The sequence below is a fragment of the Serinicoccus sp. CNJ-927 genome, from assembly GCF_001942435.1.
Taxonomy (GTDB): Bacteria; Actinomycetota; Actinomycetes; order Actinomycetales; family Dermatophilaceae; genus Ornithinicoccus; species Ornithinicoccus marinus.
This window is the reverse complement of record NZ_MKKF01000052.1, coordinates 96,465-116,786: the sequence shown is the minus strand read 5'-3', so window position 1 is coordinate 116,786 and position 20,322 is coordinate 96,465. Positions and strand designations below refer to the sequence as shown.

Annotated in this window: 17 protein-coding genes; 15 read left to right on the top strand and 2 right to left on the bottom strand. The window is 73.4% G+C overall.

Annotated features, from left to right (window positions below; genetic code table 11):
* Positions 1-13: 13 nt before the first annotated feature.
* Complete coding sequence (locus BJF86_RS16675) at positions 14-1,240, bottom strand: PQQ-dependent sugar dehydrogenase (RefSeq protein WP_075820593.1); 1,227 nt, start codon at positions 1,238-1,240, stop codon at positions 14-16.
* A 121-nt stretch (positions 1,241-1,361) separates the two neighbouring features.
* On the opposite strand from BJF86_RS16675, the gene BJF86_RS19660 reads away from it, so the two are divergent.
* The 5 genes from BJF86_RS19660 to BJF86_RS16655 are packed head-to-tail and all read left to right on the top strand — an operon-like array spanning position 1,362 to position 6,747.
* On the top strand, positions 1,362-1,610 hold the full coding sequence (locus tag BJF86_RS19660) for a hypothetical protein (RefSeq protein WP_321166216.1): 249 nt from the start codon (positions 1,362-1,364) through the stop codon (positions 1,608-1,610).
* Positions 1,610-4,027, top strand: a complete 2,418-nt coding sequence (locus tag BJF86_RS16670) for a GNAT family N-acetyltransferase (RefSeq protein ID WP_321166215.1) — start codon at positions 1,610-1,612, stop codon at positions 4,025-4,027. Before BJF86_RS19660 ends, BJF86_RS16670 begins: the two co-directional genes overlap by 1 nt.
* A 24-nt stretch (positions 4,028-4,051) precedes the next feature.
* Positions 4,052-4,630 carry a DUF5998 family protein gene (locus BJF86_RS16665; RefSeq protein ID WP_022923734.1) on the top strand — a complete coding sequence of 193 codons (579 nt, stop codon included), beginning with the start codon at positions 4,052-4,054 and terminating at the stop codon, positions 4,628-4,630.
* Positions 4,627-6,012 (top strand): alkaline phosphatase family protein, encoded by a 1,386-nt coding sequence (locus BJF86_RS16660; protein ID WP_083653296.1) that lies wholly within the window; start codon positions 4,627-4,629, stop codon positions 6,010-6,012. The genes BJF86_RS16665 and BJF86_RS16660 overlap by 4 nt, the downstream gene beginning before the upstream one ends.
* 9 nt (positions 6,013-6,021) lie before the next feature.
* On the top strand, positions 6,022-6,747 hold the full coding sequence (locus tag BJF86_RS16655) for a thymidine kinase (protein ID WP_075820591.1): 726 nt from the start codon (positions 6,022-6,024) through the stop codon (positions 6,745-6,747).
* 175 nt (positions 6,748-6,922) lie between these two features.
* On the opposite strand, the gene sepH is transcribed toward BJF86_RS16655, so the two are convergent.
* Positions 6,923-8,794, bottom strand: a complete 1,872-nt coding sequence (gene sepH / locus BJF86_RS16650; protein WP_075820589.1) for a septation protein SepH — start codon at positions 8,792-8,794, stop codon at positions 6,923-6,925.
* A 72-nt stretch (positions 8,795-8,866) separates the two neighbouring features.
* On the opposite strand from sepH, the gene BJF86_RS16645 reads away from it, so the two are divergent.
* The 10 genes from BJF86_RS16645 to BJF86_RS16600 all read left to right on the top strand — a co-directional run bounded on the left by BJF86_RS16645 (position 8,867) and on the right by BJF86_RS16600 (position 20,318).
* On the top strand, positions 8,867-9,541 hold the full coding sequence (locus BJF86_RS16645) for a trimeric intracellular cation channel family protein (protein WP_075813848.1): 675 nt from the start codon (positions 8,867-8,869) through the stop codon (positions 9,539-9,541).
* Positions 9,538-10,779: a ferrochelatase gene (locus BJF86_RS16640; protein WP_237768283.1), complete on the top strand. Its 1,242-nt coding sequence runs from the start codon at positions 9,538-9,540 to the stop codon at positions 10,777-10,779. Before BJF86_RS16645 ends, BJF86_RS16640 begins: the two co-directional genes overlap by 4 nt.
* Complete coding sequence (locus BJF86_RS16635; protein ID WP_083653294.1) at positions 10,779-11,657, top strand: inositol monophosphatase family protein; 879 nt, start codon at positions 10,779-10,781, stop codon at positions 11,655-11,657. Before BJF86_RS16640 ends, BJF86_RS16635 begins: the two co-directional genes overlap by 1 nt.
* 150 nt (positions 11,658-11,807) lie before the next feature.
* Positions 11,808-12,107, top strand: a complete 300-nt coding sequence (locus BJF86_RS16630) for a DUF4193 domain-containing protein (protein WP_022923741.1) — start codon at positions 11,808-11,810, stop codon at positions 12,105-12,107.
* 70 nt (positions 12,108-12,177) lie between these two features.
* Positions 12,178-12,681, top strand: coding sequence for a dUTP diphosphatase (dut, locus tag BJF86_RS16625; RefSeq protein WP_075820585.1), 504 nt, complete (start codon positions 12,178-12,180; stop codon positions 12,679-12,681).
* A gap of 7 nt (positions 12,682-12,688) precedes the next feature.
* A complete protein-coding gene (locus BJF86_RS16620; RefSeq protein WP_075820583.1) occupies positions 12,689-13,597 on the top strand; it encodes a DUF3710 domain-containing protein in 909 nt (302 codons plus the stop codon).
* Positions 13,594-14,334 (top strand): DUF3159 domain-containing protein, encoded by a 741-nt coding sequence (locus BJF86_RS16615; RefSeq protein ID WP_022923744.1) that lies wholly within the window; start codon positions 13,594-13,596, stop codon positions 14,332-14,334. Before BJF86_RS16620 ends, BJF86_RS16615 begins: the two co-directional genes overlap by 4 nt.
* A 1-nt stretch (position 14,335) precedes the next feature.
* Positions 14,336-15,724 carry a class I SAM-dependent RNA methyltransferase gene (locus BJF86_RS16610; RefSeq protein ID WP_083653291.1) on the top strand — a complete coding sequence of 463 codons (1,389 nt, stop codon included), beginning with the start codon at positions 14,336-14,338 and terminating at the stop codon, positions 15,722-15,724.
* A 15-nt stretch (positions 15,725-15,739) separates the two neighbouring features.
* A complete protein-coding gene (locus BJF86_RS16605) occupies positions 15,740-17,326 on the top strand; it encodes an LLM class flavin-dependent oxidoreductase (RefSeq protein ID WP_075820581.1) in 1,587 nt (528 codons plus the stop codon).
* A gap of 166 nt (positions 17,327-17,492) precedes the next feature.
* Complete coding sequence (locus BJF86_RS16600) at positions 17,493-20,318, top strand: aconitate hydratase (protein WP_075820579.1); 2,826 nt, start codon at positions 17,493-17,495, stop codon at positions 20,316-20,318.
* The last annotated feature ends 4 nt before the right edge of the window (positions 20,319-20,322 follow it).

The following is a 20,322-nucleotide window of genomic DNA, read 5'->3' as shown; positions in this document are numbered from 1 at the left end:
ATGTCCCCGGCCCTCAGCCCTGCGGCGTCAGCCGCAGCAGCCGGCCGCTGCCCTCGTCCTCCAGCACCCACACCGCGCCGTCCGGCCCCTGCTCCACCGCGCGGATCCGTTGCCCGAGCTCGATGATCTCGCTGCCGCGGGACCGGCCGTCCTCGAGGTCGACCCGCACCAGCGCCTGCCCGGAGAGTGCCCCCAGCAGGGCGTCACCCTGCCACTGCGGGAAGAGATCGCCGGTGTAGATGAGCAGGCTCCCCGGGGAGATGCTCGGGTTCCACGACTCGACCGGTGTGACGAAGCCGTCGCCCTCGGCGTGGTCCGGGATCTCCCCGCCGCCGTACTGGCTGCCGTCGGAGACCTCGGGCCAGCCGTAGTTGCCGCCCTCCTCGACGACGTTGAGCTCGTCCCCGCCTTCCGGGCCCATCTCCGAGGACCACAGCGTGCCGTCCGGCGCGAACTCCAGGCCGAGCGGGTTGCGGTGCCCCCAGCTCCAGATCTGCGCCGCGGCCCCGCCCTGGTCGGCCAGCGGGTTGCCCGGTGCGGCCTGGCCGTCCAGGGTGAGCCGGACCACGGTGCCCAGCGTGTTGCTCGTGTCCTGCGCCGGGTCCAGCTGCTGCCGGTCTCCGGAGGAGACGAAGAGGTGCTCGCCGTCGGGGTCGAGCGCCAGCCGGTGCGAGAAGTGGCCCGACCCCTCGACCTTCGGCGTCTGCCGCCAGATGACCTCCAGGCCCTCCAGCGCGGCGCCGCCGCCGTCGGTCACGAGCCGCGCCCGGCCCACCGCCGCACCGGTGCCGCCCTCGCCCGCCTCGGCCCAGCTCAGGTAGACGACCTGGTCCTCGTCGAAGGTCGGCCCCGGCAGCACGTCGCCCAGACCGCCCTGGCCGTCGTCGACCACCTCGGGGGTGCCTGCCACCTCGACGCGATCGCCGCTCTCGGCGTCGCGCAGGTGCAGGGTGCCGCTGCGCTCGGTGACCAGCAGGTCGCCGCTGCCCGGCAGGAAGGCCATCGCCCACGGCTCGGCGAAGGTGTCGACCTCCGCCACCGCGATGTCCGGTGACGCCGCCGCCGACGACTCCTCGGGGGCCCCCGTCCCAGCCCCGTCAGCGGACCCCTCCTGCCCGGTCCCGGCGGTCTCGTCCGTACCAGACGGAGCGCTCGTCCCCGCGGTCGAGCAGCCGGCCAGCAGCACGCCGGCAAGGCACAGCACGAGGGGACGGTGGCGGCGTTGGGGAGCGGGGTGCATACCCAGGTCCTTCCGGCAGTGGTCGGCGTCCTCCCTGACCAGCCTACGGCCGCCGCACCATGACCGGGCGGCCCGGCGAGGACCACGGACGCCTGTCGGCCGACGATGGGATGATGAGGCCATGAGCGAGGCCGACGCGCTACCCCCCGGCTACCCCCGCGAGTGGGAGGCCGACGTCGTCCTCTCCGACGGCATGGTCGCGCACGTGCGGCCGATCCGGCCCGACGACACCGAGGCCATCCACCTCTTCCACGGCGCCCAGTCGGAGCAGTCGATCTACCTGCGGTTCTTCGCACCGATCAAGCGGCTGTCGGACAAGGACGTGCACCGCTTCACCCACGTCACTACGTCGACCGCGTCGCGCTGGTGATGTATGTCCGTGACGACCTGGTCGGTATCGGCCGCTACGACCGGCTCCGCGAGGGCGGGAGTGTGGCCGAGGTGGCCTTCAACGTGTCCGACCAGCACCAGGGCCGGGGGATCGGCTCGGTGCTGCTGGAGCACCTGGCCGACATCGCCCGGGAGGCCGGGATCACCCGCTTCGTCGCCGACGTGCTGCCGCAGAACCGCAAGATGATCGGGGTCTTCCGCGACGCCGGCTTCGAGGTCTCGCACGAGTTCGACGACGGGGTCATCGCGGTGTCCTTCGACATCGAGCCGACCGAGGAGTCGCGGGCGGTGCGGATGTCGCGCGAGCACCGCTCGGAGGTGCGCTCGGTGCGTGCCGTGCTGCACCCGGAGTCGGTCGCCGTGGTGGGAGTCAGCCGGCGGCCCGCCACCATCGGCCGGGCCTTCTTCGACCACATCGTCGCCGGAGGCTTCACCGGCCGCGTCCATCCGGTCAACAACGCGGCCGAGCCCGGCACCCTCATCAACGGCCACCCCGCCGTCGCCTCGGTGCGCGACATCGAGGGCGGGATCGACCTCGCCGTCGTCGCGGTGGTCGCCGACGAGGTGCTCGGCATCGTCGACGAGTGCGCCGACGCCGGGGCCAAGGCGCTCGTCGTGGCCTCCGAGGGCTTCGCCGAGGCGGGCACCGAGGGCCGGGCGCTGCAGCATCAGCTGCTGGTCCGCGCCCGCCACCACGGGATGCGGGTGCTCGGGCCGACGAGCTTCGGGCTCATCAACAACGACCCGGGGATCCGGCTCAACGCCTCCATCGCCTCGGCCGACCAGCTGCCGCCCTTCGGGCACCTGGGGCTGTTCAGCCAGTCCGGCGGGCTGGGCATCGCGCTGCTCGCCTCGGCCCGGCGCCGCGGCCTGGGCCTGTCGACCTTCGCCTCGGCCGGCAACCGGGTCGACCTCTCGGGCAACGACCTCATGCAGTACTGGACCGACGACGACAGCACCACGGTCGTCGGGCTCTACCTCGAGTCGATGGGCAACCCGCGCAAGTTCACCCGCATCGCCCGCAAGCTCGCCATGCGCAAACCGGTGATCGTGGTCAAGTCGGGCATCGGACAGCACGCCATCCCGCAGGGGCACCGTGTGCGGCTCACGCAGGAGCAGCCGGAGACCTTCGGCCAGATGCTGCGGCAGTCCGGCGTGATCCGGGTCGACAACGCCCACCAGCTCTTCGACGTCGCCCAGCTCGTCCTCAACCAGCCGCTGCCGCAGGGGGAGCGGGTCGCGGTGGTCAGCAACAACGACGCCCTCGGATCGCTGGCGGCCGACTCCGCCTCGGCGCGCGGGCTGCGGGTCACCCACGGTCCGGTCACGGTGCCCGCCGAGGCGCTGACCGAGCAGTTCCGTGAGGTCGTCGACGTCGCGCTCGCCGACGACGCCGTGGACGCGCTCATCGCCTGCTTCGTCCCGCCGATCGCCGACATCGACCCCGAGGTGGTCCAGGCCGTGTCCGCCGCGGCCGAGGGCCACGAGAAGCCGTGCGTGGCGACCTTCGTCGGGATGCGCGGCGTCACCCCCGGCACGGGCGTTCCGTCCTACCCCATGCCCGAGGACGCCGTCCGCGCGCTCACGGCCGCGGTCCGGTATGCCCAGTGGCGCCGCCGCGACCACGGCGAGCGGGTGCGCCTGGACGGAGTGACGCGGGCGACGGTCTCGGAGATCGTCGACGCCGCGCTGGCCCGGACCCCGCGCGGCACCGACCTCGAGCCCGAGGAGGTCACCACCCTGCTCGCTGCCTACGGCATCCGGGTGTGGCCGCGCGTCCTCGTCGGCTCCGCCGACGAGGCGGTCGACGTGGCGCGTGAGCTGGGTGACGCCGTCGTGCTCAAGGCGACCTCGCCCCTGTTGCAGCACCAGCCCGGGCAGGGGTGGGTCCGGACCGCGCTGCGCAGCCCGGAGGCCGTGCGAGAGGCATACCGTGACCTCTCGGCGCTGCTGCAGCCGCTCGGCGTCGACGGCATCGCGGTGCAGCGGATGGCACCCTCGGGGGTGAGCGTGGAGGTCAATTCGGCCGAGGACCCGCTCTTCGGGCCGGTCGTCGGCTTCGGCGTGGCCGGGCTGCCGATCGACCTGCTCGGCGACGAGGCGCTGCGCTTCCCACCGCTGACCGATGTCGACATCAGCGAGATGGTGTCCTCGATCAAGGCGGCCCCGATGCTCGACGGCTACCGCGGGGCGATGCCCGTCGACCACGCGGCCCTGCACGACCTCGTCGCGCGGGTCAGCGTGCTCGCCGACGACCACCCCGAGCTGGCGCACGTCCGGCTCAACCCCGTGCTGGCGCACCAGGACGGGGTCGAGGTGCTGGGAGCCACCGTCCGGGTCGCTCCTGCCCCGACCCGCACCGACGCCGAGCGTCGGACGCTGCTCGCCGACGTCTGACACGACGTCTGACACGATGGGCGCATGGTCCGTCGTGTGAGGTCGCCCCTGCCCGAGACGCTGGTCGCCGATATCCAGGCCGCCGGCTACCTCCCCGCGGTGGTCCACGACGTCATCGTCACCGCCGTCGGACGGGACTCGGTGATCTCCCACCTCGTCCACGACGAGACGACCTTCGACGAGATGGCGGTGCGGAACCATCTCACCGTCCTGGTGCTCACCGACCGGCGGCTGGTCATCGCCCACGCCGACGACCACGAGGGGCCGGAAGGGCAGCGCATGGCGACCGCGACCAGCGAGACCGTGCCGCTGCGGTCGGTCCGCGGGGTCATGCTCACCCACACCGTGCCGGACCCGGAGCAGTACGACGGCGGCCTCGCCGGGCGGGGCGTCACGCTGACCCTGGGCTGGGGCGCGGTCTCCCGGGTCGACCTGCTGCCGGCGGTGTGCGAGGACCCGCAGTGCGAGGGCGACCACGGCTACGAGGGCACCGTCTCTAGCGACGACATCTCGCTGCGGGTGGCGGCGGAGACGCACGGGGAGCAGCGCCTGGAGCAGACGCTGCTCTTCGCCAGCGAGCTGTCGGCCCGACTGGGTCAGTGAGCCCGGCAGGCGCCGCCCGTCCGTCGGAGAGCGGCGGGACCGGCGCGGACTCCCCGGCTCGCCCCGCCACGGGTGACGTGGTCGCGGCCGCGCGGGAGGCATACCAGCCCCCGGCGCCGGGTTCTGGCCTGGCCTCCGTGCTGCCCGGTGCGCTCCGGGCGCTGGGCGTGGAGGACCTGCCCGAGGGGGTCGCTGCTCCCGTGTGGTCGGTGGACCCGACCCGGCGGGTCGTCGTGGTGCTCGCGGACGGCCTGGGAGCGCAGCAGCTCGCGCGTCGCAGCGGCCACGCGCGCACGCTGCGTGACCTCGCGACCCCGGAAGGCGCCGAGGGCTTCGGCTGCGGCTTCCCGTCGACCACGGCGACGAGCCTGACCAGCCTGGGCACCGGGCTGCCGCCGGGCGGTCACGGGATCGTCGGGTGGCAGACGAGCTACCGGGGGCGGCTCTTCAGCCACCTGGCGTGGAAGGACGGCCCCGACCCGCACACCTACCAGCCGGTGCCGACGCTGCTGCAGCACGCGGCACGGCGCGACGTGTCGATGACCACCGTCTCGCAGCAGGCCTTCTCCGGCTCGGGGCTGACCCGGGCCTCGCTGCGCGGGGGCGGCTACGTCGGCGCCGGCACCCACGACGAGCGCACCAGCGGCGTGCTGCAGTCGCTGATGCAGGCCGGACGGCGCGGTCGGGCGCTGGTGTATGCCTACTGGGACGAGATCGACAAGGCCGGCCACGTGTACGGCCCGGACTCGCTGGAGTGGGGGGAGGCGGTCGAGGTCTTCGACACGTGGGTCGCCGGGCTGCTCGCGCGCCTTCCGGCGGAGACGACGCTGCTCGTCACCGCCGACCACGGGATGATCGAGGCGCCGTTCGACCAGCGCCGCGACCTGGCGCTCGATCCGGTGCTGGACGAGGGCGTCGAGCTGCTCGCGGGCGAGCCACGGGCGCCGCAGGCCTGGTGCCGCCCCGGTGCGGTGGACGACGTCGTCGCCACCTGGCGCGAGGAGCTGGGCGAGGAGGCGATCGTGCTCACCCGCGAGGAGGCGGTCGAGGCGGGGTGGTTCGGTGCGGTCCGCGAGGCTACGACTCGCGCATCGGCGAGGTCGTCGTCGCCATGCTCGGCCAGGCCACCGTGCTCGACTCGCGCCTGCTGCGACCCGAGGTGCTGCGGCTGCGCGGCCAGCACGGCTCGATCACCGGGGCCGAGACGGCCGTCCCGCTGCTGGTCGCCACGACCTGAGCCACGTCCCACCGAGCGTCGCGAATGGTTGGCTACGACCCCACCGGGCGTCGCGAATGGTTGCCACAGCCCCGACCGGGCGTCGCGAATGGTTGGCCGGCGGCATACCGGCAACCCTTCACGGCGCTCGGTGGGTGGTCCGTAGACTGCCGGGGTGGCCGAGCTCGTCTTCTTCACCGGAACGATGGACTGCGGCAAGTCGACCCTCGCGCTGCAGATGGACCACACCCATCACCAGCGCGGCCGTCGCGGGCTGCTCTTCACCCAGCATGACCGCTCCGGGGCCGCGGTCCTCTCCTCCCGACTGGGGCTGACCAAGGACGCGCTCGAGGTCGGCGACGACCTCGACTTCTGGGAGCTGGTCGTGGAGCAGCGCACCAACGGTCGCGCCATCGACTACGTCATCTGCGACGAGGCGCAGTTCTACCGTCCCGAGCAGGTGGAGCAGCTCGCCCGGCTGGTCGACGAGATGGGCATCGACGTGTATGCCTTCGGCATCACCGCCGACTTCCGCACCGAGCTCTTCCCCGGGTCGCGTCGTCTCATCGAGCTCGCGGACCGCACCGAGCAGCTGCAGGTCCGGGCGCTGTGCTGGTGCGGCAAACCCGCCACGGTCAACGCCCGTGTCGTCGACGGCACCATGGTCATCGAGGGCGAGCAGGTCGTCGTGGGGGACGTCGGCGGAGCGGAGGGCGAGGGGGAGGAGGCGGCCGCGAGCAGCGACCATGCGCCGGTGGTGGAGTACGAGGTGCTCTGCCGGCGGCACTACATGCGCCGCATGAACTCGGCTGCCGCCCGTTCGGCCTCGACCTCCCCGGAGCTGCTGCCCTTCGACCTCGACCTCTGCCCGTTGCCCGCAGCTGCCGAACCCCTGCGCTGACCGTGAAAGTCGCGCCGGGGCGACATTTCGCCGGTCGGCGGTGATGCGGAGCCCGCGGGTGACTGTGGAAAGTGCCCCGGGGCAGGATTTCGCCGGTCGGTGGGGTGATGGGTACCCCTGGTGACCGTGGAAAGCGTGCCGGGGCAGGACTGTGCCGGTCGGCGGTATGCCGGGGTCAGCCGCGCGGGGGGCGGGAGCCGAACATGATGTCGTCCCAGCTGGGGACGCTGGTGCGGCCCTTGCGTCCGGACGTCGGCTTCGCGGCCGGCTCCTCGGGAGCGTCCTCCTCGACCGCGTCATCGACCTCCACCTGATCTGCGGCCGCCTCCTCGTCGGCGTGCTCCTGGGGTGCGTCGTCGGACGACGACGGCTCAGCGTCAGCCTCCTCGCTGACGGACTCCTCGCCCACGGACTCCTCGCCCACGGACTCCTCGATCCCATGATCCGCGGAGACCTCGTCATCAAGAGGCGCTGCAGCCCTTTGATCCGCGGACTCCTCGTCATCGAGAGGCGCTGCAGCCCTTTGGTCCGCGGCTGCCTCCTCGCGCACGGACTCCTCGGATGCGTCGTCGGACGACGACGACCCGTCGCCGACGTCGTCAGCCGGCTCCTCCTGGTGGACGCCCTCCGCCTCCGGACCGGGCTCGCCCTTCTGCACATCTTCGGGCTGGGACTCCGCAGCAGCCGGCTCCTCCGCGGGGTCGGCACCCTCGAAGGCCTCGTCCTCCATGAGCACCTCTTCCTCGGGCAGCTCCCCGTCGCCGTCGCGCTCCTCCGCGGCCGGCTCGTCGTCGCCGTCCGGCTCGTGGAGGTCGTCCTGCTGAGGCTGGCCCTCCTCGACGTCCAGGTCGTCGTCCTCCATCCCGAAGAACTCGTCGAAGGTGACCTCCTGCGGGTCGTGGCGGGTCCGGGCGAAGCTGCCCTCCGCCTCGACGCCCTCCTCCTCGTGCGCAGCGGGTGCCACCGACGGCAACCGCAGGCGACGCCGCTTGCGGCCCTTGCCACGGCCGACGGCGCGACGGGCCTCCTCCGGGGTGACCGGCTCGGGCTGCTCCTCCGGCCCCGGCTCGGCGACCACCTCAGGCTCCTCGACGACCTCCGGCTCGGCGACCACCTCAGGACCCGCCGCGACCTCGGGGGCCGGCTCGACGGCGACCGGGTCCTCGACGGGCTCGTCCCCCGTCGGCCCCACCGGTGAGGGGGACTCCGGCGCCGAGCCCCGCGGGTGCGCCGCGGGCGGGTCGCCCATGGTGCCGGGGTCGTAGGGCAGGTCCTCCAGCGGGAGCACCTCGCCGGGCATCTCCCGCTGACCCGGCACGTGGCCCGGGTCGTCAGCGCCCTGGCGCGCGGCCGGCTGGGTGCGCCGACCGCGACGCTGGCGCCGCTCGCGCATCGTGGCCATGAGGTCGGCCGCGGCCTCGTCCTCGCCGTGGGACCCGCCGAGCAGCGGGTGGCCCGACAGCCCGCCGGGCAGCGCCTGCTCGTCCTCGCTCAGCCAGCGCGCCTCGTCGTCGAGCGCCTCCACCGCACGCGAGCGCACGTCGTAGTGCCATGCCGCCCGGCGCTCACGCCCCCCGGCACCGAAGGCCACGATGACCGTCCACGGCTCCTGCGGCTCCCCGCGGGCTGCGTCCCACGACACCGCGGTGAGGTCGACGCCCCGGCTCTGCAGCCGCTCCCGGACCCGGCGGTCCAGGGTGTGCGACCCGTCGGTCCGCCCGCTGGCCCGCACCGGCGCGCGCTGCGCCAGCCCCACGACGTGCTCCCGCTCGGCGAGGACCGGGCCCTCGAACCGGCGCACCCGCTCCAGCTCCCACCCGGTCGAGGCGGCGACGTCCTCGGCCGGCTGCCCGGCCCGGATCATCGCCTGCACGTCGCGCGGGCTCACCGCCCGACGGCCCGCCCGCTCCGACTCGGCCTGCCGGGACCGCGGCCGCAGCGCCGCGCGCAGCCGGTCGTCGACCCGGACGGCATACTGCGACCCGTCGCCACCGGTGAGGACCAGACGACCACCCTCGTCGAGCTCGACGAACTGGAGCTGCTGCATGGTTGACCACTGTGCCACCCCGCCCGGACCGCTCGTGGGAGGGCACGCCGCGCGGGATACCCTGAAGGGGCCATGATCGCCGCTTCCGCCGATGTGCGTCTCGCCCTCGACCTCGCGGGGATCTTCGTCTTCGCGCTGTCGGGTGGGCTGGTCGCGGTGCGGGCCCGGCTCGACCTCTTCGGCGTCGCGGTGCTCGCCTGGGTGAGCGGCCTGGGTGGCGGCATCATCCGCGACGTCTTCCTCGGCGACGTCCCTCCCGACGGCATCAGCAACCCCTGGTACGTCCTCACCGTCCTGCTCGCCGGCCTGGTCGTCTTCGCCTTCCACGGCCTCTTCGTCGACCTCTCCCGTCACCGGCCCAAGCTGCGGCTGCACCGGATCAGCCAGGCCGTGAAGTACCTCGATGCCGTCGGGCTCGCGACCTTCGCCGTGGCGGGTGCTCTCAAGGCCGTGGTCCTGGGCGCGCCACCGCTGGCAGCCGTCTTCGTCGGCGGCATCACCGCCGTCGGCGGTGGGGTCATCCGCGACGTGCTCGTGGGTCAGGTGCCCGAGGTGCTCCGCCGCGAGCTGTATGCCGTGCCCGCCCTGCTCGGCGCCGCGGTCGTGGTCACCGCGGCCGAGCTCGGACAGCTGTCCTTCCTGGTGGTCTGGTCCACCCTGGCCCTCGTGCTGGGGATCCGGGTCGCCGCCATCGTCTTCGACCTGCACGCCCCGACCCCCATCCCCTCTCGAGGAGACGCAGCATGAGCAACCCCATGACCGACCCCAGCGACGCCGCCGACCCGGGAGTCGCCGACCCCGCGGCCACCGGACCCGAGGCCGGCTCGGCGCAGGACGAGGTCGTCGCCGAGCTCGAGGAGACCCTGCAGGAGTCGGAGGAGAACGACCTCTTCCCCTACCAGGCGATCGTCCTCACCTCCTTCGGCGGCCCGGAGGGCCCGGACGAGGTCATGCCGTTCCTGCGGCGGGTCACCGGCGGTCGGGGCATCCCCGACGAGCGGCTCGCGGAGGTCGCCGAGCACTACTACGAGTTCGGCGGCAAGAGCCCGATCAACGACCAGAACCGCGCACTCATCGAGGCGATCCGGGCCGAGCTCGCCCGTCGCGAGCTGACCATCCCTGTGCTCTTCGGCAACCGCAACTCCGAGCCGTTCCTCGCCGACGCCTTCCGGGAGGCCGCCGCCGAGGGCATGACCCGGCTGCTGTCGGTGACCACCAGCGCCTACTCCTGCTACTCCTCCTGCCGGCAGTACCGCGAGGACATCGCGGCGGCCCAGGAGGAGCTGCGCGCCGACGGGCAGGAGGTGCACGTGGACAAGGTGCGGCAGTACTGGAACCACCCCGGCTTCTCCGGCACCAACGCCCGCATCGTCACCGAGGCGGTCCGGCAGCGGATGGAGTCCAGCGGCTCCGGCGACGCTCCGCACCTGGTCTTCGTCACCCACTCCCTCCCGGTCGCCATGGACGACACGTCCGGGCCCGGGGACGAGGACGGCAACCTCTACTCCGCGCAGCACACCGAGCTCGCCGCCGCGATCAGCCGCGAGGTCTCGGCCACGCTCGGCGTCGAGGTCGAGCACGACCTGACCTACTGCTCGCGCTCCGGCCCGCCGAGCCAGCCGTGGCTCGAGCCGGACGTCAACGACCACCTGCGCGAGCTCGCGGGCCGCGGGGTGACCGACGTCGTCGTGGCCCCCATCGGCTTCGTCTCCGACCACATGGAGGTCGCCTTCGACCTCGACACCGAGGCCGCCGAGACCGCCGAGGAGCTCGGCCTCCACATGCTGCGCGTGCCGACCGTCGGCACCGACACCGAGTTCGTCATGGGCCTGGTCGACCTCGCGCTGGAGCGCGCCGCGCAGGCGCGGGACGAGGACGTCGAGCGCCCCACCTGGCCGGGTGAGGAGCCGCGCCCCTCGATCTGCCGCCCCGGTTGCTGCCCCAACCTGCGTCAGGCGAAGCCGGCGGCCTGCGGGAGCGACTGATGGGCGGCCCGCCCGACCCCGAGGACGCTCCGGACCCGCACCAGGTCCCGGCCGACGAACGGGTCGAGCTGGAGCGCCTCGCGGTCGACCTGGCCGAGGAGACCGGGGCGCTCATCCGCGAGGAGCGGCCGGACGGGCTGGGCGTGGCCCACACCAAGAGCAGCGACCTCGACGTCGTCACCGAGATGGACACCCGCGCCGAGGCGCTGCTGCGGGACCGCCTCGCCGCGGCCCGACCCGAGGACGGCGTGCTCGGCGAGGAGGGCGGCCATGGGGCGGGGAGCACCGGACTCACCTGGGTCCTGGACCCCATCGACGGCACCGTCAACTACCTCTACGACCTCCCCTCGTATGCCGTCTCCGTCGCGGTCGTCCTCGGTGACCCCACGACGCCGGGCGCCTGGACGCCGGTCGCCGGCGCGGTGATCAACCCCCGCACCGACGAGGTCTTCCACGCGCGCGCCGGGGGTGGCGCCCGCGTGACGGGACGTGGGACGACCCGGTCGCTGGCCTTGGGGAACCAGGACCGGCTGGAGTCGGCGCTGCTCGCCACCGGCTTCTCCTACGACCGTGCGGTGCGGCGGGGTCAGGCGGCGGTCGTCTCCGACCTGCTGCCCCGCGTGCGCGACGTCCGACGGATGGGTGCCGCGGCTCTCGACCTGTGCCATGTCGCGGCCGGCCGCGTGGACGGCTACTGGGAGAGCGGGCTGCAGCCGTGGGACCTTGCGGCAGGGTGGCTCGTCGTCACCGAGGCCGGCGGCGTGGTCACCGGACCGGGCGGCTCGGGCCCGCCCTCGGGCGACCTTGCGCTCGCCGCCAACGCGACCCTCCACCCCCTGCTGAGCGACGAGATCGACCGGCTCTCCGCCCGCCCCTGAGCGCCCGTCCGATACCGCCTCGCGCGGCCCGGGGCGGATAGGGCATACTCCCGCGCGGCGGATGTGCACCGGCGGCCTCGGTGGGCACAAAATCGAGGCTCTCGGCGTTCAGGGACGACGAGACCACGCGGCGATGGCAAGAGAGGCAAGATGGCGACCGACTACGACGCACCACGCAAGAACGACGACGAGCTCAACGAGGACTCGATCGAGGAGCTGAAGGCTCGGCGCAACGACAAGTCCTCGGGCAGTGTCGACGTCGACGAGACCGAGCAGGCCGAGGGCTTCGAGCTCCCGGGGGCGGACCTGTCCGACCAGGAGCTGTCGGTGCACGTGCTGCCCCGGCAGCAGGACGAGTTCACCTGCTCGCGCTGCTTCCTCGTGCACCACCGCAGCCAGCTGGCCAAGGAGGTCGGGGGGATGCCGGTGTGCACGGAGTGCGCAGCCTGAGCACCGTGCCGACGCCGTCACGGGCGGGGACGGTCACCGGCCGTCCCCGCCCGGCGGGCGGCTACCCTCGATGACCATGCCCCCCGAGCCGCTGACCGTCCCCGTCGCGCTGCGACGGCTGGACCACGGCCTGCCCGTGCCCGCCCAGGCGCGACCCGGCGACGCCGGGGTCGACCTGCACGCGCGCGAGGACGTCAGCATCGCGCCGGGGGAGCGCGTGCTCGTGGGCACCGGCGTGGCGCTCGCCGTCCCCGAGGGGTATGCCGCCTTCGTCCACCCCCGCTCCGGGCTCGCGGTACGGCACGGCCTGACGATCGTCAACGCTCCCGGCACGGTCGACTCCGGCTACCGCGGCGAGATCTTCGTCAACCTGCTCAACACCGACCGGCGGACGCCGGTGGACGTGCAGCGCGGCGACCGCATCGCCCAGCTCGTCGTCCAACAGGTGGCCCGTCCCGTCTTCACCGAGGTCGAGGACCTGGGCGAGTCGGCGCGCGGCGCCGGCGGCCACGGGCATACCGGCCGCTCCACCCCCCTCCCGGCGACCGCCGGACCGACCCAGCAGAAGGACTGAGCCACCCGTGGCACTCTTCGGCCGACGCAAGACCAAGCAGCTCAGCGACGACGAGCTCCTCCTCGACGAGGAGGACACCGTCGCCGTCCGGCCCGAGCCCGCCGAGGGGGAGCCTGGGGTCGACCGGGACTGGGTGCGCGCCGAGGACGGGCCCTACGACATCACCGAGTGGCCGGAGGTGGACGGCGGCATCGACCTCGGTGCGCTCCGCATCCCCTCGGTCAAGGGGATGCAGCTGCGTCTCGACATCGAGCAGAGCTCCGGGCGCGTCATCGGCGCCACCCTCGGGTTCGGCGCCTCGCAGGCGCAGGTGCAGGTCTTCGCGGCGCCCCGCACCGAGGGCATCTGGGAGGAGCTCCGGGCCGAGATCGCCCGCGGCCTGGTCGACTCCGGGGGAGCGGCCGAGGTCGTGGACGGGCGCATGGGCAAGGAACTGCGGGCTCGCATGCCCGGGCGCGCCCCGGACGGGCGCGTCGCCTACCAGCCGGCCCGCTTCGTCGGCGTGGACGGTCCCCGGTGGTTCCTCCGCGTCGTGATCGGTGGCCCGGCCGCGACCGACGACCACCAGGTCCGCGGCATCCTGTCCTTCGTCCGGCGCATCGTGGTGACCAGAGGCGACGAGCCCCGCCCGCCGCGCGAGGTCCTCACCCTGACCCCGCCCCAGGGTTTCGCGGAGGCCGTCGCCAAGGAGGCGCAGGCGCGGCGCGAGCAGCAGGAGCAGGCCCGGCGCGCCGCGGCGGCCGAGGCCGTCCGCAAGGCACCCTCCGCGAGCGGCTCGAGCGACGCCACGGCGGTCGCGGGTGTCGGGCTGTCGACCGGGGACGCGGCGGACACCTCGGGTGAGGGGGCGGCCCCCGCGCCGGAGCCGGCACCCACCGACGCGCCGAAGGCCCCGCGCAACCCCGACTTCACATGACCGACCACGGGCCGGGGCAGGAGCCCGCGGCAGGGTCCGTCGGGTCCACCGGCTCGGCGCAGGAGACCGTCGAGCAGGTCATCCGCCGGCGGATCAGCGAGGCCCTCGGCGGGTGGTACGGCTCGCTGGAGACGGCGCTGCCGACGGTCGCCTTCGTGACCACCTGGCTCGTCACCGATGCCGTCCGTCCGGCCGTGGTGGCCGCGGCGGCGCTGCTGGTCGTGCTCACGGTGATCCGCGGGTTCGTCGGCGGCTCGTGGCGCTTCCTCGGCTCGGCGATCTTCGCGACCGGCATCGCCGCCTTCTTCGCGCTGCGCTCCGGGGAGGCCCAGGACGCCTTCCTCCCCGGGATCCTGGTGAGCGGGCTCTACGGCGTGGCCGCCCTGGTGTCGATCCTGACGCGCTGGCCCCTGCTGGGCTTCATCGTCGCCCTCGGCGACCCCGACTTCGCCGAGCGACCCACCGCCTGGCGCCGCGACCCCGGCCTGGTCGCGGTCTGCGCCCGTCTCACCTGGGTGCTCGTCGCGCTCTTCGCGCTGCGCGTCGCGATCATGCTGCCGCTCTACCTCGCCGAGCAGGTCGCCTGGCTGGGCGTCACCAAGATCGTGCTGAGCTGGCCGGCCTACCTGCTGGCCGTGGTGGTCATGGGCTGGATGCTCGCGACCGGACGCACCCCCGCCCAGCCCCAGGACGACGCGAGCGGGACGGCCGCGATCGACCCGACGCAGGGTCGCTGAGGTGCCGGGCACCGACGCGGCCGCGGTCCCGGCGGTCGGCGACGAGCTGGACCTCCTCGTCGGCCCGGTGGCGCACGGCGGCCACTGCGTGGCCAGGGTCGGGGACGCCGACGACGGCCTCGTCGTCTTCGTCCGGCACGCCCTGCCGGGGGAGCAGGTGCGGGCGCGCGTGACCGGCGTCGGCAGCGGCGGCCGCTTCCTGCGCGCCGACGCCGTCACGGTCCACCGTGCCTCGCCGGACCGGGTCGAGCCCCCGTGCCCCTTCTCCGGCCCGGGACGCTGCGGCGGGTGCGACTGGCAGCACGCCGACCTCGCGGCGCAGCGTGCACTCAAGGCGGAGGTCGTCACCGAGCAGCTGCTGCGGGTCGGTGGGCTGGGACCGGAGGAGGTCCGCCGCCTCGGCGGGGGAGCGGAGCTGGTCTGCGACCCGGTCCCCGGTGACGACCACGGCCTGCGGTGGCGCACCCGGGTCGAGGTGGCGCTGCGACAGGTGCCCGGGCACCCGCCCGTCTCCGGCCTGCGGGCGCACCGCTCGCACGAGGTGGTCGACGTCGACGACTGCCGCATCGCCGCCCCCGGCGTGGTCGGCACCGGGGTCTTCGCCGCTGCGCAGGAGCTCGTCCCCGGCACGACCGGACGGTCCCGGGCCGCAGACGTGGTCACTGCTCTCGACGTCGTCGCCCCGGCCGTGGGCGAGCCGGTCGTCGTCCCCCTCGCGGCGCCCTCCGGCGGCCACCGTCCCCGGGGCCGCCGCCCGGGCACCGGTCGGCGGGCGGCCCGCCGACCCACGGTGCCGGTGGGTCCGGTCCCCGAGGTCACCGAGCGGGTCGGCGAGCACGACTTCACCGTCTCCGCCCGCGGGTTCTGGCAGGTGCACCCCGGGGCCGCCGCCACCTTCACCGAGCAGGTCCTGGCCTGGCTCGACCCGCAGCCGGGGGAGAGCGCCCTGGACCTGTATGCCGGCGTCGGGCTCTTCGCCGCGCCCCTCGCCGACGCGGTCGGCCCGGAGGGCCGCGTGCTCGCCGTCGAGGCGGACGAGGAAGCGACCCGGTCCGCGCGCGGCAACCTGTCGGCATACCCCTGGGCGCGGGCGGTCGCCGAGCCGACCGCCGCCGCCCTGGAACGGCTGGTGGCCGACGGGGAGCGGGTGGACCTCGTCGTCCTCGACCCACCGCGCAGCGGCGCCGGCGGCGACGTCGTCCGTGCCCTCGCCGCGCTGCGTCCCCGCGCGGTCGTCCACGTCGCCTGCGACCCGGCGGCGCTGGCCCGCGACCTCGCGACCGCCCGCGAGGCCGGGCTGGAGCCGGAGGCGCTGCGGGTGCTGGACGCCTTCCCGATGACCCACCACGTGGAGTGCCTGGCGCTGCTGCGCCCCGGCGCCCCGCGCTGAACGATGAGAGGCACCATGCCCGACCTGGACCAGCAGCTCGAGTTCGGCATCTTCCCGACGCCGGACGCCCGCCGGATCCCCGACCTGCTCTCGCTGGTCGCCCTCGCCGAGGTCGAGGGCCTCGACGTGGTCTCGGTGCAGGACCACCCCTACCAGGACGGCTTCCTCGACACCTGGACGTTGCTCTCCGTGCTCGGCGCGCGGACCACGACGATCCGGCTCGCCCCCAACGTCGCGAGCCTGCCGCTGCGGCCCCCGGTCGTGCTGGCCAAGGCCGCCGCCACGCTCGACCTGCTCACCGACGGGCGGGTCGAGCTCGGGCTCGGGGCCGGTGCCTTCTGGGACGCCATCGTCGCCGCGGGCGGTCCACGTCGCACGCCGGGCGAGGCGGTCGACGCGCTGGCCGAGGCGGTCGGGCTCATCAAGGCCTTCTGGGCCGGCGGCACGCTGCGCTTCGAGGGAGAGCACTACACGGCGCGGGGTCTGCACGCCGGCCCGGCCCCGGCCCACGACATCCCGATCTGGCTCGGGGCCTACAAGCCGCGGATGCTGCGGCTCACCGGACGCCTCGCCGACGGGTGGGTCCCGAGCATGGGGTATGCCGACCCGCCCGCCCTCCCTGAGCTCGCCGCGCGCGTCGACGAGGCGGCGCTGGAGGCGGGGCGTCCGCCCGCCGCCGTGCGCCGGATCTACAACGTCTTCGGGTCGTTCGGGACCGGGAGCGGCTTCCTCCGGGGCCGCCCGCAGGACTGGGCCGAGCAGCTCGCGGAGCTGACCCTGGACGTCGGCATGAGCTGCTACGTCCTCGGGACCGACGACCCGGACGTGGTGCGCCGCTACGCCGCCGAGATCGCCCCGGCGACCCGTGAGCTGGTCGACGCCGAGCGGGCGCGACGGGCGCAGCAGTCGGCGGAGGCGACAGGCGTCCCAGCGACCTCCGCTCCGCGCGACGCGGGACCGGGGACCGCGGACGGCGCCGTCCAGGAGCAGCACGGGCAGGGGCATGCCGTCACCGCGACGCCGGACAACGGGACACGCCTCTCGCCCTCGATGCCCTGGGACGAGGGCGCACGTCCCTCCGCCCCGGCGGGGGAGCCCGGCCGGCACCCCGAGCAGGCGCAGCACCTCGTCGACATCCACGACGGCCTGCGCTCGGAGCTGGAGCAGGTGCGCGACGTGCTCGACCAGGTGCGGCGCGGGCACGTCACGGTCGGCGCGGCGCGCTCGGTGATCAACACGATGACGATGCGGCAGAACAACTGGACCCTGGGCGCCTACTGCGAGTCCTACTGCCGGATCGTCACCGGGCACCACACGCTGGAGGACCGGAGCGTCTTCCCGCACCTGCGGCACCGCCAGCCCGACCTCGCGCCGGTGCTGGACCGGCTCGAGGAGGAGCACGTCGTCATCCACGAGGTGCTGGACGAGTTCGACAAGGCGCTGGTGCGGCTGGTCGCCGAGGACGGGACCGGGCGCGCGGGCGAGGAGGTCCTGGAGGGGGTGCAGCGCTCGCTGGACCTGCTCACCGACACCCTGCTCTCGCACCTGGCCTACGAGGAGCGCGAGCTCATCGGGCCGCTCGGGCGGCACGGCCTGGGCTGACCCGGCCGCACCGGACAGCAGGGCACAGGCAAGCCTCACCTGACGTCGGGGCCAGGGTGCGGCAGGATGGGCGACATCCGGGTATGCCCGCGCGTTGCGGCAGGCACCCTGGGTGAGATATCTTGATGTCAAGATAAATAGCCAGTGAGCGAAGGAGCGACCCACGTTGAGCACCAATCCGAACAGCTTCGATGCCCAGGGCACGCTGGAGGTGGGGGACGCCAGCTACGAGATCTTCCGGATCGGTGGGCTGGAGGGTGCCGACACGCTCCCGTACTCGCTCAAGGTGCTGCTGGAGAACCTGCTGCGCACCGAGGACGGCGCCAACATCACCGCCGACCACATCACCGCGCTCGCCGGCTGGGACGCCGACGCCGAGCCCGACACCGAGATCCAGTTCACCCCGGCACGCGTGATCATGCAGGACTTCACCGGTGTGCCGTGCATCGTCGACCTCGCCACCATGCGTGAGGCGATGGGCGATCTCGGCGGCGACCCCACCAAGATCAACCCGCTGGCGCCGGCCGAGCTGGTCATCGACCACTCCGTCATCATCGACGTCTTCGGCCGCCCCGACGCCTTCGAGCGCAACGTCGAGATCGAGTACGAGCGCAACGAGGAGCGCTACCAGTTCCTGCGCTGGGGCCAGACCGCCTTCGAGGACTTCAAGGTCGTGCCCCCGGGCACCGGCATCGTCCACCAGGTCAACATCGAGCACCTGGCGCGCACCGTCATGACCCGTGAGTCGGGCGCCGACGGCGCGCTGCAGGCATACCCCGACACCTGCGTGGGCACCGACAGCCACACGACCATGGTCAACGGCCTCGGCGTCCTGGGTTGGGGCGTCGGCGGCATCGAGGCCGAGGCCGCGATGCTCGGTCAGCCGGTCTCCATGCTCATCCCGCGGGTCGTGGGCTTCAAGCTCACCGGCGCGGTGCCCTCCGGCGCGACCGCCACCGACGTGGTGCTGACGATCACCGAGATGCTGCGCGAGCACGGCGTGGTGGGCAAGTTCGTCGAGTTCTACGGCGAGGGCGTCACCCAGGTGCCGCTGGCCAACCGGGCCACGATCGGCAACATGAGCCCGGAGTTCGGCTCCACCTGCGCGATCTTCCCGATCGACGACGTGACCCTCGACTACCTGCGGCTCACCGGCCGGTCCGACGAGCAGGTCGCGCTCGTCGAGGCCTACGCCAAGGAGCAGGGCATGTGGGCCGACCCGGCCAACGAGGCCCGCTACAGCGAGTACCTCGAGCTCGACCTGTCCACCGTCGTGCCCTCCATCGCCGGGCCCAAGCGCCCGCAGGACCGCATCGAGCTGACCAATGCCAAGCAGCAGTTCTGCGCCGACCTGGTCAACTACGCCGATGGCGAGGCCGAGCTGTCGGCCGTCGACCACGAGCTGGAGGACACCTTCCCGGCCTCGGACGCCCCGTCGCACGACGCCAGCGACGCCGGTCAGCAGGCCGCCCGGCCGATGCGCTCCGGGCGCTCCAAGGACGGGTCCACCCGCCGCGCATCCAAGCCGGTCGAGGTCACGATGGACGGCGAGACGTTCGAGATCGACCACGGCATCGTCGCGATCGCCTCGATCACCTCCTGCACCAACACCTCCAACCCCTCGGTGATGATGGCCGCCGCGATGCTGGCCAAGAACGCCGTCGAGAAGGGCCTGACCGTCGCGCCGTGGGTGAAGACGTCGATGGCCCCAGGCTCCAAGGTGGTCACCGGCTACTTCGACAAGGCGGGCATGTGGCCCTTCCTGGAGCAGCTCGGCTTCCACCTCGTCGGCTACGGCTGCACGACCTGCATCGGCAACTCCGGCCCGCTGGTCGAGGAGATCAGCCAGGCGATCAACGACAACGACCTCGCGGTCACCTCCGTGCTCTCCGGCAACCGCAACTTCGAGGGCCGGATCAACCCGGACGTGAAGATGAACTACCTCGCGTCGCCGCCGCTGGTCATCGCCTACGCCCTCGCCGGCACGATGGACTTCGACTTCGACGCCGAGCCGCTGGGGCAGGACACGGACGGCAACGACGTCTACCTCCAGGACATCTGGCCCGCGCCGGAGGACGTCGAGGCGACCATCGCCTCCTCGATCAGCCGCGACATGTTCACCGAGGACTACAGCGACGTCTTCGCCGGTGACGAGCGCTGGCAGAGCCTGGACACCCCGGACGGCAACACCTTCGAGTGGGCCGGCGAGTCGACCTACGTCCGCAAGCCCCCGTACTTCGAGGGCATGGGCGCCGAGCCCGAGGCCGTGGAGGACATCTCCGGCGCTCGCGTCCTGGCGCTGCTGGGCGACTCGGTCACCACCGACCACATCAGCCCCGCGGGCTCGATCAAGGCGGACAGCCCCGCCGGCAAGTACCTCTCCGAGCACGGCATCGAGCGCAAGGACTTCAACTCCTACGGCTCGCGCCGCGGCAACCACGAGGTCATGATCCGGGGCACCTTCGCCAACATCCGGCTCAAGAACCAGCTGCTGGACGGGGTCGAGGGCGGCTTCACCCGCAACTTCAGCAACGGCGGCGGGCAGACCACGATCTACGACGCGGCCCAGGCGTACGCCGAGGCCGGCACTCCGCTCGTCGTGCTCGCCGGCAAGGAGTACGGCTCCGGCTCCTCCCGCGACTGGGCGGCGAAGGGCACCCGGCTCTTGGGCGTCAAGGCGGTCATCGCCGAGTCCTACGAGCGGATCCACCGCTCCAACCTCATCGGTATGGGTGTCCTCCCGCTGCAGTACCCGGAGGGGCAGAACGCTGAGAGCCTGGGCCTGGACGGCACCGAGACCTTCGACATCTCCGGGGTGACCGGGCTCAACGAGGGCTCGACGCCGAAGACGGTCAAGGTCACCGCCACCAAGGACGGTGGCGAGCCCGTGGAGTTCGACGCGGTCGTGCGCATCGACACCCCCGGCGAGGCGGACTACTACCGCAACGACGGCATCCTGCAGTACGTCCTGCGGTCCCTGGCGACCGTCTGAGGCC